Source organism: Sediminibacterium sp. TEGAF015 (genome assembly GCF_025997995.1).
In the GTDB taxonomy this organism is placed as follows: domain Bacteria; phylum Bacteroidota; class Bacteroidia; order Chitinophagales; family Chitinophagaceae; genus Sediminibacterium.
On record NZ_AP026683.1, the window covers coordinates 2,216,622 to 2,232,128 of the forward strand.

Annotated in this window: 14 protein-coding genes; 3 read left to right on the forward strand and 11 right to left on the reverse strand. The window is 39.8% G+C overall.

The genetic code is table 11. The annotated features are described in order from the left end of the window. Positions 1-49 precede the first annotated feature (49 nt). The 7 genes from TEGAF0_RS10015 to TEGAF0_RS10045 all read right to left on the reverse strand — a co-directional run bounded on the left by TEGAF0_RS10015 (position 50) and on the right by TEGAF0_RS10045 (position 7,974). The gene (locus tag TEGAF0_RS10015; protein ID WP_264898041.1) at positions 50-1,051 is read right to left on the reverse strand and encodes a 4-hydroxyproline epimerase; all 1,002 of its coding nucleotides are present in this window, start codon (positions 1,049-1,051) and stop codon (positions 50-52) included. 56 nt (positions 1,052-1,107) lie between these two features. Beyond that, positions 1,108-2,655: an aldehyde dehydrogenase (NADP(+)) gene (locus tag TEGAF0_RS10020; RefSeq protein WP_264898042.1), complete on the reverse strand. Its 1,548-nt coding sequence runs from the start codon at positions 2,653-2,655 to the stop codon at positions 1,108-1,110. Positions 2,656-2,742: 87 nt separating this feature from the next. Then, complete coding sequence (locus TEGAF0_RS10025) at positions 2,743-3,666, reverse strand: dihydrodipicolinate synthase family protein (RefSeq protein WP_264898043.1); 924 nt, start codon at positions 3,664-3,666, stop codon at positions 2,743-2,745. 43 nt (positions 3,667-3,709) lie between these two features. Further along, positions 3,710-4,363, reverse strand: coding sequence for an HAD family hydrolase (locus TEGAF0_RS10030; protein ID WP_264898044.1), 654 nt, complete (start codon positions 4,361-4,363; stop codon positions 3,710-3,712). Between the two features lie 25 nt (positions 4,364-4,388). Further along, a complete protein-coding gene (locus tag TEGAF0_RS10035; protein WP_264898045.1) occupies positions 4,389-5,384 on the reverse strand; it encodes a glycosyltransferase family 2 protein in 996 nt (331 codons plus the stop codon). A 72-nt stretch (positions 5,385-5,456) separates the two neighbouring features. Further along, on the reverse strand, positions 5,457-7,544 hold the full coding sequence (locus tag TEGAF0_RS10040; RefSeq protein WP_264898046.1) for a TonB-dependent receptor domain-containing protein: 2,088 nt from the start codon (positions 7,542-7,544) through the stop codon (positions 5,457-5,459). Between the two features lie 46 nt (positions 7,545-7,590). Further along, the gene (locus TEGAF0_RS10045; RefSeq protein WP_264898047.1) at positions 7,591-7,974 is read right to left on the reverse strand and encodes a hypothetical protein; all 384 of its coding nucleotides are present in this window, start codon (positions 7,972-7,974) and stop codon (positions 7,591-7,593) included. Between the two features lie 52 nt (positions 7,975-8,026). Here TEGAF0_RS10045 and TEGAF0_RS10050 point away from each other — a divergent pair, with 52 nt between their 5' ends. From TEGAF0_RS10050 to TEGAF0_RS10060, 3 genes are read left to right on the forward strand one after another with little or no spacing between them, the layout of a single operon-like run. Next, on the forward strand, positions 8,027-9,655 hold the full coding sequence (locus TEGAF0_RS10050) for an N-acyl-D-amino-acid deacylase family protein (protein ID WP_264898048.1): 1,629 nt from the start codon (positions 8,027-8,029) through the stop codon (positions 9,653-9,655). Between the two features lie 55 nt (positions 9,656-9,710). Further along, positions 9,711-10,775, forward strand: coding sequence for a DUF1611 domain-containing protein (locus TEGAF0_RS10055; protein ID WP_264898049.1), 1,065 nt, complete (start codon positions 9,711-9,713; stop codon positions 10,773-10,775). A 14-nt stretch (positions 10,776-10,789) separates the two neighbouring features. Beyond that, on the forward strand, positions 10,790-11,857 hold the full coding sequence (locus tag TEGAF0_RS10060; RefSeq protein WP_264898050.1) for a mandelate racemase/muconate lactonizing enzyme family protein: 1,068 nt from the start codon (positions 10,790-10,792) through the stop codon (positions 11,855-11,857). A gap of 20 nt (positions 11,858-11,877) precedes the next feature. On the opposite strand, the gene TEGAF0_RS10065 is transcribed toward TEGAF0_RS10060, so the two are convergent. The 4 genes from TEGAF0_RS10065 to TEGAF0_RS10080 all read right to left on the reverse strand — a co-directional run bounded on the left by TEGAF0_RS10065 (position 11,878) and on the right by TEGAF0_RS10080 (position 15,500). Next, entirely contained in the window at positions 11,878-13,173 is a 1,296-nt protein-coding gene (locus tag TEGAF0_RS10065) for a SulP family inorganic anion transporter (protein WP_264898051.1), read from the reverse strand. 13 nt (positions 13,174-13,186) lie between these two features. Beyond that, entirely contained in the window at positions 13,187-13,846 is a 660-nt protein-coding gene (locus TEGAF0_RS10070; RefSeq protein WP_264898052.1) for a carbonic anhydrase, read from the reverse strand. 204 nt (positions 13,847-14,050) lie between these two features. After that, positions 14,051-14,416 (reverse strand): hypothetical protein, encoded by a 366-nt coding sequence (locus TEGAF0_RS10075; RefSeq protein WP_264898053.1) that lies wholly within the window; start codon positions 14,414-14,416, stop codon positions 14,051-14,053. 82 nt (positions 14,417-14,498) lie between these two features. Next, a complete protein-coding gene (locus tag TEGAF0_RS10080) occupies positions 14,499-15,500 on the reverse strand; it encodes an NAD-dependent epimerase/dehydratase family protein (RefSeq protein WP_264898054.1) in 1,002 nt (333 codons plus the stop codon). Positions 15,501-15,507: the final 7 nt, after the last annotated feature.

Consider the following 15,507-nt stretch of genomic DNA (forward strand, 5'->3'; position numbering starts at 1 on the left):
TATGTATTTAATCTATTTATGAAACAATCCATTGCTATAAAACATACGCTTAGATAACCTGAAAGCCATGCGCATAGGGATCATCGTCATCAATAATAATCGTATTGTATCCGGTAATTCTAGCCCAGCCTTCTATGCCAGGAATAATCGCAGGCTTTCCCGCCACAGTGGTTATGCCTTCAATTGTGCCGTTGAATACAGATCCAATAATGCTTTCATGCACAAATACATCTCCTTGTTTCAACAAACCCTTTGTATACCACTGCGCCATTCTTGCCGAAGTTCCAGTGCCACAAGGAGAACGATCAATGGCTTTGTCTCCGTAAAAAACGGCATTGCGTGCAGTAGAGCTTTCTTTCATTGGCTTACCCGTCCAAAGTAAATGACTAAGTCCTTTGATATGTTCATTCTCAGGGTGTACAAATGAGTAATGATCATTTAAATATTTTCTGCAATCACGGCTCCAGCTGATGAGCTGATCGGCTGTAAAATGTTCCAGTCCTGGAAAATTTTCCTGCGGATCTACAATGGCGTAGAAATTTCCACCGTATGCTACGTCCACTAGTATAGTGCCTAATCCACTGCATTCCACTTTTAAATCAGTGGCATATAAAAAAGCAGGCACATTGGTCAGCTTAACGGAATCTACCTTTTTTCCTGTCTGCTTGTATTCTATCAAAACCAATCCGGCAGGGGTTTCTATGCGAAGCTTACCTGGAACTTTTGGTTGAACCAATCCTTCTTCAATCGCTATTGTAATGGTACCAATCGTTCCATGACCACACATTGGCAGGCAACCACTGGTTTCAATATATAAAACACCAATATCATTTTGCGGATCCGTTGGTGGATACAAAATACTCCCACTCATCATATCATGTCCACGAGGCTCAAACATTAGCCCCTTTCTGATCCAATCGTATTCACGCAAAAAATGCAATCTTCTTTCCATCATGGAATTACCTTCCAGCAATGGACCACCACCAGCAACCAGTCTTACCGGATTACCACAGGTATGTGCATCGATGCAAAAAAATTTTTTATGCGCCATAGTGCAAATGCTTTTTATTACATAGCTGTTGTATAATCATATACATTTAGTTAATATCAGGATACTATATCCGCTTTGGTAAACTCTCCATTAACTAATCTTACAATACCCGCTTCATTGTGGTTGCGCAAATACAATGGCAACAATGCATCTGGACAGTCTTGGTAACAAATAGGTCTGGCAAAACGACGAATGGCTTCAGGTCCTACCGAAGTTGTTCTTGCATCGGTAGTTGCTGGATAGGGGCCTCCGTGCACAATGGCATTACATACTTCCACACCTGTTGGTACATTATTAAAAATTATTCTGCCTACAGTCTGCTGCAAACTGTCTACCAGTTTTTCATTCGTTTTCAATTCAGACTCATTACCATAAATAGATCCGGTTAGCTGTCCTTCAATAGAAGCAATAGCAGCTTGCATTTCATTCATGTCTTTACAAAGCACCAATAAACTGCAAGGACCAAATACTTCTTTTTGCAAAGCAGGGCTCAACATAAAATGAGCAGCGGTAGTTTGCATCAATGCAGGAGCTGCCTTATAGTTTTCTTCTTCATTATCGCCATCAAACAACACTTGAATGTTTTCCGAATTAGCCAGGCTTGCTTTGTCTTTGTAAAAAGTATGGCAGATAGTTGGATTCAGCATGGTGGCGGGCGCAACTACTTTTAATCCATTCACCAATTCCTGCGCAAAAGTTTTTGCCGCTTCATCATCAATAGCAAACAATAAACCGGGGCTGGTACAAAACTGTCCCACACCCAAACTAATGGATCCTGCAAGTGCAGTAGCAATCACTGATGTTTTTTCAGCAAGGGTTTGTGGCAATAATACAACCGGATTAATGCTACTCATTTCAGCATAAACCGGTATGGGCGTTTTTCTTTTCTGTGTAGCAGTGGTGTATAATGCCATTCCTGCTTTATAAGATCCGGTAAACCCAATGGCTTTGATTCTTTCATCCATGGCCAGTTGCTGACCCAATACAGGACCTGTTCCTATTAGTGTTGCAAAAACACCCTTGGGCATATGGGTTTTTTCTGCGGCTTTCTTTACAGCTTCAGCAACCATTGCATTGGTTCCCAAATGTGATTCATGTGCTTTCACAATTACGGGACAGCCTGCAGCTAATGCAGATGCGGTATCACCACCAGCAGTTGAATAAGCGAAAGGAAAATTGCTGGCACCAAATACCAATACAGGACCAATGGGTTGCAGTATTCTTCTTAGATCAGCCCTAGGCAAGGGCTGGCGATCGGGCATGGCTGTATCAATAACCGCATCACACCAATTGCCTTCTCTTAGCAATTTTGCATATAGATTCAACTGTGTGCAGGTTCTTCCCCGTTCTCCCGTTAATCGGGCCAATGGCAATGCTGTTTCTTCCTGTGCTATTTGAAGCAATGTATCACCACAGTTCATAATTGCTTCAGCAATAGCCTCTAAAAATTCAGCCCGTTCAATAAATGTTTTTTTGGCAAAGGGGATAAAAGCTGCCGATGCTTCCTCTAACGCTACTTCTATTTCTGCAGATGAGCTGATAGCAAAGGTTTCGGGAAGATACTCTTTCTTTAAAGTGCTATAAGATTGTAAAAAAATAGACATGTTATAATTCAGAATGCTTTATAAAAATTAGCCTAGAGTTATTAAAACCAAAACGTTTACAAACAATGGTACCCACTTGGAAAAATATTAGAAATTGAGTGAAAGATAGTCCGGCAACTGCGGTCTGCAGTTCAGCGCATCTTCTACAATCTTGGTTACGCGATGCAACTCTTCTCCCTCTAAAGGTAATCTTGGAGCTCTTACATGCGGAGAGCCAATATCCGTAAGGGTTGCAGCCACTTTAATATACTGAACCAGCTTTGGATGAATGTCAAGCTCTAGTACAGGAAGAAACCAGCGATAAATGCTGAGCGCTTCTGGTAAGCGGCCGGCTTTAATCAATCTATATATTGCAACAGTTTCTCTGGGAAATGCATCTACCAAACCTGCAATCCAACCATCTGCTCCCAAACACAATTCTTCTAACGCCAGTGTATCTACCCCGCATAATATTTTAAATCGATCTCCGAATCTGTTTATCATGCGTGTTACATTCGATACATCACGGGTAGATTCTTTTACCGCCTGAATGTTTTCGCATTCTGCCAAAGAAGCAAACATGTCCAATGTTACCTCTATTTTATAGTCTACCGGATTATTATAAATCATTATGGATTTGGAAGTGGCATTGGCTACCGCTTTAAAATAAGCAACCGTTTCAGCGTCATCCGATTTATAGCGCATAGGGGGCAATAACATGAAGCCATCGGCACCTGCGGCAGTTGCCTCTTTTGCAAAAGAAACAGCAGCTTTGGTAGTAGATTCTGCAATATTTACAATAACTGGGAAATCAGGACCAGCCTCTTTTTTAGCGATTTGCAACAATTGAATTTTTTCTTCATTCAAAAGCGTACTCGCTTCACCCAAAGAACCACCTATAATTACTCCATCAACGCCTGCATTAATCTGGGCCTGGAGATTCTTAACAAACAAAACCCCATCTAAACTTTCATCAGCATGAAAGGGGGTTAACAAGGCAGGATATACTCCTTTCCATTGTGGGTTGGCCATCGTTAAAAATTTAGATAACCAATTTAACCAAAACAAATGGATTTTATCGGATTAAATGCATGAGCGTATTGTAGTCGGAAGTATAAGCGATGATATTATTATAGCTGGAAAATTCTTCTTCTGTATGCATGGTAGTAATGGCCACTGCTTTCATGCCTGCATTGGCTGCTGCTTCAACACCCTTGGGCGCATCTTCAAAAACTATACAGTTTTCAGGTGCTACTCCCAGATTCTGGGCTCCTTTTAAAAACACATCCGGATTAGGTTTACTTACCGGCACATCAAAGGCGCTAACGATACTGAAAAAATAAGACCGGATCTGTAACTCATCCAATACAAAATCAATATTAAAAGGAATGGCTGCAGAACCAATTGCCATGGGTATTCCAGCAGATCTAGCAGCTTCCAGAAAATCCATTAAACCAGGTAAGGGTTTCATAACGGGACGATAGATTTCCTGGTATTTTCTTTCTTTGGCCATTTCTATTTCCTGCACTTGTTCAGGACTAAAATGTCCTTTGCCAAATACACGGTCCAATAATTCTGAATTCTTCCCGTACATTTCTGCTGCTACTTGCTCAAAACTCATGTTGGCTCCCAGATCATTCACCAATACATGGTACCATACTTTTTTATGGTAGGCCATATCATCTACAATTGTTCCGTTCAAATCAAATAGAAATGCAGTGGATGCCATGAAAATACTTTTCACGCGAAGGTAACTATTTATACCCGGTAGCAATTTTAAACAACAATTTCAGATAAGACTTAACTGAATAAGCATTCACTTGAAACCGTAAGGCATCTTTGGCTATTATTATCGCCTCCTCTTTATCGTGTTTGGCATGGTATTCACGATGTGCCAGATTAGCAAAATAGAAAGAGAAATTTTTTCTGGAAGCTTTCTCTGATTCTACTCTGAGATGCTCGGGTAAATGTGCTATATTATAAAGCATCGTATTATAAATATCAAAGAAATTCTTCCTGTTTTTAAAGGATGCGGAAGTTATGTTCGCTTCATGATTTCTATACTTCGCCAAAACTTCCGGATGGTAAGCAACCGGATATTTAGCCGCGATTCTGTTCCACATCAACCAATCTTCTGAACAGTTCACTAAATAGAAAGATCCCAGATCTTCATAAACGCTTCTCTTTACCACCATCGCCGGTGGTTCCAGCCACTGCCTGATAGCGATACGCTGATGCCAGTTTTTCAACAACCCTCTTTCATCTCCAACTGGCTCATTGGTCCACACTGGTTTGCCATTGTCATCTACCGCTCTCCAGTCTGTACAGGCTGCGCCAGCTTCTGGATAATCTACAAACAGTTGAGTAATCGCTTTATAGAAACCTGGTTCTACATAATCGTCCCCATGGAGTATATGGACATACTCGCCAACAGCTCTTTTAATACAGGTTTCAAAATTCCTGACATTACCTACATTAATCGGCTGTCTGTAATAAGCAACTCTTCCTTTACCAACCCTTTCTACAATTTCAGCCACATCTCCTTCATTACTCACATCATCAACTACTTCTATTTGCATGATATCTGGACCCATGTCTTGTGCCAATACTGAACGCAAAGTTTGCTCCAGATAGGGCAGACCATTGTATACAGGAATCATGACCGACCATTGCAATCTTTTGGTATCAGGAGAAAGCGGAGGAATAACAGGTGGCGTAGAAGGAATTCGCTCAAAAACAGTTTCAGGCATTCAGTCGATAATTGGGTATTTAAAAGTAGTGCTGTTATTGCAAACAACACTACTTTTTCAATTAAGACTTAATTAAAATATATACGCCATCATGAAAACAAAGTTTCTTCCAGGAGCATTGAGTGGCAAACTATTATTGATGAATCTGCTTAAATGTTCTCTATAGGTAACATTGAATAGGTTTTGTGCTACTGCAGTCAAATGAATTTTAGTTACTGGTTTCCATTTAAAGCCCAGGTCGGTAACTGTAAAATCTCCGGTGGTTTTTTCATTAAAAGCAGCCGAAACCCTGTTCTGAGCAAAGCTCCGGCGAATGTATAAATACGGTTGCATTTTACCCTGCAGCAGATCAGCAGTTAATTTATACCTGATTTCAAATGGATTGATTTCAGGTAAGGGTTGATTTAACACCCTGTTCTGACCGCGAACATAGGCCATAGTAATATCCTGATTCAATACTTTGTCCAATTGCTGATTCCAACTCAATTCAAATCCCATGATGCTTGCTTCTTTCACATTGATGTATTTGCGAACACCGGGAGAAGTGGCAACAACAGGTTTTAAACTCGGATCAACCACTGTAGTAATATAATCAGTTAGAAAAGCATAATAACCATTCATCTGAAACAGTGTATGTTCGGTTTTGTATCTCAAAAGAAAATCTACTTGTGTATTGGCTTCTGGCTTTAAATGTGGATCTCCTACTACTTCATAGGCATCTAGCCCCACAGGCAAATAGTTGATAAACTTTTCTGTGATACTAGCGCTTCTTACCCCACGTCCTACCCAGAAAGATGCCTGCCAGTTTTGATTGAAGTATCGGCTAAGACCCGCACTAATACTGGCATTCAGGTCGTTGGCAACCAGAGTTGAATTAGCACCCATTGTTTTTGCTGCAGGCTGATTGGGTTTAGAATGAACCCAATCCATCCGTCCCGATACGGTTAACTGGTATAAGCCCATCTTTTTTTCTGTGTGTACAAAAGCACCGGTTCTGATTATAGAACCCTGTTGCCAGAGGGTATCATAAAATGTTTTTCCAGCCATCATACCAGTTAACATTTTTCTGGATCGGGTACCATTGGCATATTCATACTTCATATCTGCGCCAACATACCAAACGGTTGTGGGTCTTCTGATGGTAATTTCAGTTCTTCCTCCACTGGTTTCGGTATTGGCATATACATGCGATAACATGGTTGTAGAAGCAGGTCTTAATCCATTCCCCATCTGGTGATCTACCAGTGAAGTATAAACCTGTGTATTCCATTGGCTATACCATTTGTGCTGTGCACTTACCTGATACTTAGCTTGAATCATCCAGGTATCATCGCTTAACAAATCCATCATTAAGGTAGGAAAGCTGGTATTACGGGTAAAATTTCGGGTGATATTAACAGAAGCAATCTTGCCTGGTTTTAGCAGATACGCAGCACTCAAATTCAGCGCTGTTCTATTAAATACACCAGGCAACAAGGTTCCACTTCCGTCTTTATAATCATCTCCGGCAGAGTAGGAAAGCGCTGCAGCAGTCTGAAACTTTTGAGTACTCAAATTAATATAGGCTTCTGTTCTGCGATTGGTTCCATTGGTTTCATATCCTGCACCAATACGACCATTCACTACTGTTTTATCAGAAAAAACAGGGTCATTCATTTTAAAATTAATAACCGCTCCAGTTGAAGGGCCATAACGAAAATTGTGCGGACCTTTTAATAATTCTATCTCCTTTATCTGATTAATCATGACCTGACTGCTCGGAGGATCCATGCGGTTGGGACAAGCCTGATGCGCACCCACTACTCCGTCTGTTACTAGGTTTAACTGTTCCCACTTGAATCCGCGGAATACGGGATCAAATCCAAAATTGCCGGATTTACGAATGGCATTAAAACCAGCAATCTGTGTTAATACCTGTGTGGCATCGTGCTGAATCCAGTCAGCAGATTTTAACTGATAGGTTTTCTGAGGTGTTTTTCCTTTTACCGCATACACACTCACCGGAGCCAGGGTTCTGCTGAAAAAGGAATCGTAACTTAATTGTTGAAGATTTTTTACTGATTGATTTACCTGACCATTGATGGCATTGATTGGTTGTGCGGTTAGGGCAAAAGCCGGTATAAGAAGGCTCGGCAGCGCCTTCATAGAACGAATGTTCATGACATTGTTTTTAAATGATTTGAAAAAAATTCAGACTAAAAAAATGTCATGCCAACTGTGGGGGATGAAAAATATCGCTTATAAAGTACCGCCTTAGGAGAGGTGGCTGTTCATAAGCATAAACAATTGCATTTTGTATTTCAAAAAAATCGATTTGCAGAAAACTATATTGATGACATATATTTCCTCCTGGTAGGTTAAGTTGGTGCGAGGCTTTTTCTGCAGCCCGCTGTTGTTCCTTCTCTGCCTCTCGCATTTTTTGCGTTAACTGACATTTGCCTTTACATTGTAAAGCTGGTTTGTCTTTATTAACACAATTCTGTAAATAAATTGCACGATTAATGGCATAATCTGCTTTTAAGATATATCCTGAAAATACCTGCACCAGCAAAGCTCCTAGCATTAGAAATATCACTCCATTCTTCGCCATAAACACAGCACAAAGTTACCGCTATTTTTAGAATTAATTTATGATTCAAATCATGTTCGATAATTTTATAGACAATCAACAAAGAATGAAAAAATTCAGTTTCAGAAGTTTCCTGCAACCTTTACTCATTATTACAATTTATTTATTAACCACTTTAACAGCAATTAACGCTCACAATAAAATCGATCAGCCAAAAGACTTTAACAAAAGCCAACCGTTGGATGCAGGTATATCCACCTTTATTAAAAACGTCTGGATAATTGATGGTACAGGAGCTGTTCCTTTTTTTGGCGCAGTCAGAATTGAGGGAAATAAGATTCTGGCGGTAGGCAACTTAACACCCCTGAAGGGAGAACGGGTTATTGATGGCCGGCAACAATACATAACACCAGGTTTTATTGATTCACATAGTCATCATTTTGGCAGCCTTAAAAAAGAACCACAGAGTATAGCAATGACCAACCAGGGTATTACTACTATATTGATTGGGCAGGATGGTGACAGTTATCCAATGGATACACTTCAGGCATTTTTTGCTAAAAACAAAGTAGCAGTAAATGTTGCCAGCTATACAGGTCATAGTAGTCTTCGTGAAAAAATTATGGGCCGAAACAATGTATTTAGAGCAGCCAGCTTAAGCGAAGTTGATAAAATGAAAAAGACGCTGGCGGCAGATTTGCAAAAGGGTTCATTTGGCTTATCAACTGGATTGGAATATGAATCTGCTTTTTATAGCAGCAAGGAAGAAGTGATTGCACTTGCTCAAGTTGCTGCTGATTTTAAAAGAGGATATATCAGCCATATCCGCAGCGAAGACATCCAATTAAAAGATGCTATTGATGAAATTATTGAAATTGGAAAAAGAACAGGTATACCGGTGAAGCTTTCTCATATAAAAATTGCCAATAAAAACGATTGGGGAAAAGCAAAACAGGTGATACAAACACTGGACAGTGCAAGAAAAGCAGGCATTGATATTACTGCGGATATATATCCTTATACATTCTGGAATTCTACCTTAAGAATCTTGTTTCCTGATAAAAAATTTACAAGCCTGAAAAGTGCCGAACTGGCCACTCAGCAATTATTTGATCCCGAGGAATCTGTTCTGGTTCGCTTTGCTCCATTTCCTTCCTATGCGGGAAAAACAATTGCAGCGATTGCGAAAGAAAGAAACGAGTCTGCTCCCGCCACACTGATACAATTAATTAAAATGGCAGAAGCCTATAAAAAAGCAAACCCCGGTGCAGGTAGTGTAGAAGCCCTTGCCGGTAAGTCTATGCTGGAAGCAGATATGATAGATTTTATGCGTTGGGAGCACGCCAATTTTTGTTCGGATGGCGCAGCCGGTGGCCATCCCCGTGGTTATGGGGCTTTTACCAGAATTCTGGGTAAATACATCAGAGAACAAAAAATACTTTCACTTGCTGAGGCAATTCATAAAATGACAGGATTAACGGCAAAGCATTTACAAATTGAAAACAGAGGTGTGATTGCAGCTGGTAATTTTGCCGACCTGGTTCTGTTAAATCCGGATATTGTAGAAGATCATGCCACTATTGAAAATAGTAAAGCCCTTTCTACTGGTATTAAAATGGTCTGGGTAAATGGAGAACTGGTGTATCAGAACCAAAATGCGACCAATCAATTTCCCGGTGTGCTGATTAGAAAGAGGCTTTAGAAACAAGTTAATCATATTGGTAAGACACACCAACATATAGAAACAAAATTGCAAGATGAAAAAATTGGCTTTTGTATTAACAAATGGATTGTACCCAACTTCTGATGCCAAAACAGCGCATGGATTAGTTAGGGGCACAGAGCGCTTTTTAATTACCGGTGTAATTGATCAGCAAGCTACAGCTGGAAAAGATGCCGGAGTTATTTTGGATGGAATACACAGAAGCATTCCCATTTATGCAAATCTTGAAGATGCCTGGGAAGCTCATACCGAAACAACAGTACTGGTGATAGGAGTAGCCACTGTAGGTGGTGTATTGCCTACGGATATGCTCGTAATTATAAAAGCAGCCATTGAGAAAGGTTTATCCATTGTTAATGGTTTACACGATTACTTAACCGATCACGCAGATATTGTTGAACTGGCGGGTAAAAAAGGAGTTAGCCTTACAGATATCAGAAAGCCAAAGAAAAGAGCAGACCTGCATTTTTTTACGGGAGATATTTTTAAACTACCTACTCCGGTGATTGCTGTCATTGGGATGGATTGCGCAATGGGAAAAAGAACCACTGCAAGATTATTAAAAGAAGCCTGTGCAAAAGAACAGATTAAAACAGAAATGATTTATACAGGCCAAACAGGATGGTTACAGGGGAATGAGTATGGTTTTATTTTTGATTCTACCTTGAACGATTTTGTTTCTGGAGAATTAGAAAATGCCATCCTCAGCTGTGCTCGTGAGGTAAACCCTTCGCTTATTTTTTTAGAAGGACAGTCTGCCTTAAGAAATCCTAGCGGACCCTGTGGTCTTGAATTTCTGATTTCAGGAAATGCCAAATATACTGTTCTAGTGTTTGCACCAAAGAGAATCTATTTTGACAACGAACCACATTGGGGTAAAATACCTTCTGTAGAATCTGAAATCGAAATCATCGAAAAATTTGGATCTAAAGTAATTGCACTAGCAATGAATACAGAGGGATGTACCCATGAAGAAGCATTAGTGCTAAAAGCAGCATACGAAGAAAAATTGCAGTTGCCTGTGCTGGCACCTTTACAAAAAGGAGTGAGCGAGTTAATTCCCGTTTTGCAGCAGCTTATTGAGGGAAATAAAATTTAAATCCGGTATCGCTCATGAAAATCACCTCCATCAACTCTTTTATAAAACACCTCCCTTTAAAAAAGCCTTATACCATTTCGTATAATACTTACGACACCGTATCCATTGTTTTTACAAAAATCACTTTGGCAAATGGAATCGTTGGAATTGGAACAGCCAGCCCGGCAGAAGACGTAGTGGGAGAAAGTCCCGAACAAACACTAATTAATTTAGAATCTGATACAGTGCAGTCATGGGTAGGGGCCGACATCCGTTCTTTTCTCAGCATTATTACAGATATCAGAAAAACTTTTGCCCACTTGCCCGGAACACAAGCAGCTTTAGACATTGCTTTGCACGATGCTTTTGGAAAATGGGCGGGTATTTCAGTTGCCCGATTTTACGGAATAAAAAGAAATGCCTTGCCAACTTCGGTTACTATCGGAATTAAAAGCGTTACCGACACAGTAGCAGAAGCCGTAGAATATTATGCCAATGGATTTTCCATCTTCAAATTAAAAACTGGTTTGTCTGTAGAGGAAGACATTGAAAAAATAGTATTGCTTCATGAAAAATTCAAGGAGAATATTCAACTCAGAGTTGATGCCAATCAGGGATATACACTCGCAGATCTTATAAAATTCATGGAAGCTACCCGTTCCATCCCTTTAGAATTGATTGAACAACCTTTGAAAGTAGGAAAGGAAATGGAATTGGTTTCACTTTCAGAAGAACAAAGAAACAAGCTGGTTGCCGATGAGTCTTTGCATCAGGAAACCGATGCCATTCGTTTTGCACAAACGAATCGTCCATTTGGCATTTACAATATTAAACTCATGAAATGCGGCGGTATTACTGGTGCCAGAGAAATTGGGCAGATAGCCCGTGCCGCCGGAATCAACTTATTCTGGGGTTGCAACGATGAGAGCATCATCAGCATAACAGCAGCTTTACATACAGCTTATAGTTTTGAAAATACAAAGTATCTGGACCTGGATGGTAGTTTTGATTTAGCAGAAGATCTAGTAAAAGGTGGTTTCGAAATTAAAAACGGGTTGCTCATGATTAATGAACAACCCGGTCTCGGATATGATTGGATCTAGGCAGGTAACCAACAATTACACTATAAAGTTGCCCGCTTCCATTTTTTATTTTGTATTAAGTTATAGACAATACTCACTGCCAATCCAATTGCTACTCCCTTTAGCAAGTCTGTAAATACAACAGCCAATATTGTAACAATAAAAGGAAGAAACTGCTGCATACCACTATGCCACATATGCCTGAAAGTCTTGATGCCGGCTAGTTTAAACCCAATTAGAATAAGAATAGCAGCTAGTGTAGCCATTGGGATTTTATTTAACAAAGCAGGTATGGCCAATACAGAAACCAATAAAAAGACACCATGTACAATGGCTGCTAATTTTGTTTTGGCACCTGCATTTACATTGGCAGAAGTTCTTACAATTACGGAAGTCATGGGAAGGCCTCCCAGCAATCCGGAAATGATATTGCCAACACCCTGCGCTTTTAATTCAGTATTTGCATTTGAAATTCTTTTCAGGGGATCCATTTTATCTCCTGCTTCCAAACAAAGAAGGGTTTCAATACTCGCAACAATGGCTATCGTAATTCCTACTACCCAAACTTTCAACTGTAAAAATCCGGCTACTGCAGGGAAGGTAAACTGACCAAAGAATTCATCCACTGAACTAGCTATGGGTAATAACACCAAGTGTTCGTCTTTAATTTCCCAGGCAGGTACAATCGCTTTAAAAAGCTCATTCAGTAAAATACCCGCAATAACCGCAGCCAATGCACCAGGTATGGTTTTAATTTTTTTAAGGGCGGGCACTTTGTTGAAAGCTATAATGATCGCAACTGAAATAATTGCTACCAGTATAGCGCCCGTATGAGCAAAATTAAACGCATGAATCAGCTCAGTAAAGAATCCTTTATCGGCTTCTATCAATTGATAAGAATAAAAGTCTCCCTCATGCTCTACATCATAACCAATTGCATGAGGCAACTCTTTTTTAATAATGATGATACCTATGGCTACGAGCATCCCTTCAATTACACTAGTTGGAAAATAGCTGGAGATTCCCCCTGCTTTTACCAGACCCAGTATTAGCTGAATGGCCCCTGCAATTATGACTGCAGACAAAAAATGCTGATAACCCAGATCGGTAATGGCTACCAAAATAATGGCAATTAAACCAGCAGCAGGACCAGATACACTTACGTTGGAATTGCTTAAATATCCAACCGCTATGCCGCCTATTACACCTGATATAATACCTGCAAAAGGCGGTGCTCCGCTGGCAACTGCTATGCCTAAACACAGCGGTAATGCCACTAAAAACACAACCAATCCTGCCAATAGATCAACCTTAAAATACTTTGTTGTTAGTTTCATGATATTTTTCTTCTTAATGAACAGCAACTAATTTTTCTTCTAAAGTAGACTGATGTATAAGTGTCTTAAAGAAATCAACTTCGCCAGTTTCTACATTATACATGGCCCCTACAATTCCAATTTTACCAGCAAGGAAATACTCTTTTATAATATCACTTCTGTGTAAAATCTCTTCCATACTGTTTTCTACATTGGCGTATGCCACATTGTCTCTGAAACAATGTTCATCTTTTTTCTTTAGCATCGCTTTACTGATGGCGGGCTTAATAGCACTTAATAACCCGGTGATATGACCATCGCGTACATCAGCTTGTGCGCTCTTTACTGCTCCACACTCTGTATGTCCTAAAACAACCAGCATTTTAGAACCCACATATTTCACAGCATATTCCAAACTCCCCAAAATGCTATCGTTCACAATATTCCCCGCTACACGAATACTAAATAAATCACCCAGACCCTGATCAAAAATCAATTCAACAGAAGTTCTGGAATCCATACAGCTAAGAATTACACCAAAAGGAAACTGACCTTCGCGGGTTTCATTGATCATCTCAAGATGATCATGGTTTCTAGATAAGTTCTGAACAAATCTGTTGTTTCCTTCTACCAATAACTCAAAGGCCTTCTCTGGCGTTAGGTTTTCTAAATACTCTTTTGAATGCTTTCTCATATATTATTATTGATGTTATTGCCCCATAGGACAATATCTTGTTTCATTAAAAAATGGAATGGTAAAAGAGGTAATGGAGTCACCCAAAAATGTCCAGTATTACTGGAACAAAGAATTGAATCGATAAACCTATTCGCCAGAAAGTGGCGACATTGGGTTTTAGAAATAAGACTTACGACTTTACAAAATAATTACCTCTGTAAATTATGCGAGATTGGGAGGAGGAACCAAGAGTTCTCTATGAAATGCCTGATAACCTTCTGGATGAAGTGAATGGCCGTGTGCAACAGAAGTAAACCCAAGGGTTATAATTGCATCAGTGGCATGCAAATACTCTTCTAAAAAACCATTGGTACTATGTGGTTTTTCTTCTGAAGTATTGTTTAAAGGATTGGCAGATTCTTCTTCGCCACCATTATCAATTGGCCAGTCAATATTTGTGCAAGCCTGATGGTCGTGCTGTTTTACCATTACAAAAGGCGTACTAATCGTTAACCATATTAAGGCCAACACAAAAAACGCGGCATTCAGTTTTTGCAGGAAAATAGATATAGTACTTCTTTTACGCATTGTTTACAACCAGAAGTTGTAAAGTAAAAGTAATACAAATCAACTATAAGTTGTACAACTGGATTCTATTAAGAAAATTTTATCATTTCTTTATCCATCCATTTTCTCTGTACCACTGGATGGTATGCTGAAGCCCTTCTGGTAATGGGTAATCGGGATTGAAGCCCATATTCTTTAATAAACTCGCATCTACCGCCCAGTTGGGTGCCTGAAATTCTTTGAGGCGTTCTGTGTTGAGTACCGGTGTCCTTCCTCTCAAATTCCCAATCCACTCACTTACATGCGCTGCTACTTTAGCAACAGGAACAGGTACGATAATCGGAAGGGTCTTTTTTCCTAAAATCTGTTTAACCAAATCATTGAATTCCTTGGCAGTATAATTAACAGTATCACTTAAAAGAATATTCCTAGAAGTTATAGGTTGTTCAATACTTAAGAACACAGCTTTACATACATCGGCTACATGAATAAAACTCAATTGCTGTTTTGTATTGCCAATGTACAATTCCAGATGCTGGTTAAGGGATTGTATCAATACCAGTAAATCCTTTTCGCGCGGACCATACACCGTGGTGGGGTGCACAATCAGATAGGGAAACTGATTTTTGGTGGCCAGCATTTTTTCAGCTGCCAACTTACTCTTTCCGTAAGCAGTTATAGGGGCTTGTTCGTGGGTTTCTGCTACCGGATCAGACCCTTTACCCGGACCATAAGAAGCCAGACTGCTCAGGAACACAAAACGTTCAGGAACCATATCCAGTTCTATCAATGCATCAACTAGTCTTTCGGTATTGTGCAGATTAACTTTATAATATTCATCCAGCACAGTGCTCTTTGTTAAGCCTGCAGCATGTACAACCACATCAAACTTTCCATGGATGGCTGCATTCTTTTCAATTTGTTGCTTCAGCTTTTCCGCATTGGAAAAATCCATTTCGAAAACATGCAGGTCTTTGTGTTTCAAATATCCCTTGCTGCTCGAAGATCTGATTCCGGCAAATGTTCGGTACCCTCGTTTAATAGCTTCTTCTACCAGAAAGCTTCCAATAAATCCACTCGCTCCGGTAATCAGGATATTCTTCATGTAGTAA

Coding starts and splice junctions, on each gene's coding strand:
- TEGAF0_RS10025 (WP_264898043.1), bottom strand. CDS start 3,666: ATGGCCAACCCACAATGGAAAGGAGTATATCCTGCCTTGTTAACCCCC.
- TEGAF0_RS10065 (WP_264898051.1), bottom strand. CDS start 13,173: ATGAAACTAACAACAAAGTATTTTAAGGTTGATCTATTGGCAGGATTG.
- TEGAF0_RS10020 (WP_264898042.1), bottom strand. CDS start 2,655: ATGTCTATTTTTTTACAATCTTATAGCACTTTAAAGAAAGAGTATCTT.
- TEGAF0_RS10060 (WP_264898050.1), top strand. CDS start 10,790: ATGAAAATCACCTCCATCAACTCTTTTATAAAACACCTCCCTTTAAAA.
- TEGAF0_RS10040 (WP_264898046.1), bottom strand. CDS start 7,544: ATGAACATTCGTTCTATGAAGGCGCTGCCGAGCCTTCTTATACCGGCT.
- TEGAF0_RS10070 (WP_264898052.1), bottom strand. CDS start 13,846: ATGAGAAAGCATTCAAAAGAGTATTTAGAAAACCTAACGCCAGAGAAG.
- TEGAF0_RS10035 (WP_264898045.1), bottom strand. CDS start 5,384: ATGCCTGAAACTGTTTTTGAGCGAATTCCTTCTACGCCACCTGTTATT.
- TEGAF0_RS10075 (WP_264898053.1), bottom strand. CDS start 14,416: ATGCGTAAAAGAAGTACTATATCTATTTTCCTGCAAAAACTGAATGCC.
- TEGAF0_RS10055 (WP_264898049.1), top strand. CDS start 9,711: ATGAAAAAATTGGCTTTTGTATTAACAAATGGATTGTACCCAACTTCT.
- TEGAF0_RS10015 (WP_264898041.1), bottom strand. CDS start 1,051: ATGGCGCATAAAAAATTTTTTTGCATCGATGCACATACCTGTGGTAAT.
- TEGAF0_RS10045 (WP_264898047.1), bottom strand. CDS start 7,974: ATGGCGAAGAATGGAGTGATATTTCTAATGCTAGGAGCTTTGCTGGTG.
- TEGAF0_RS10080 (WP_264898054.1), bottom strand. CDS start 15,500: ATGAAGAATATCCTGATTACCGGAGCGAGTGGATTTATTGGAAGCTTT.
- TEGAF0_RS10050 (WP_264898048.1), top strand. CDS start 8,027: ATGTTCGATAATTTTATAGACAATCAACAAAGAATGAAAAAATTCAGT.
- TEGAF0_RS10030 (WP_264898044.1), bottom strand. CDS start 4,363: ATGGCATCCACTGCATTTCTATTTGATTTGAACGGAACAATTGTAGAT.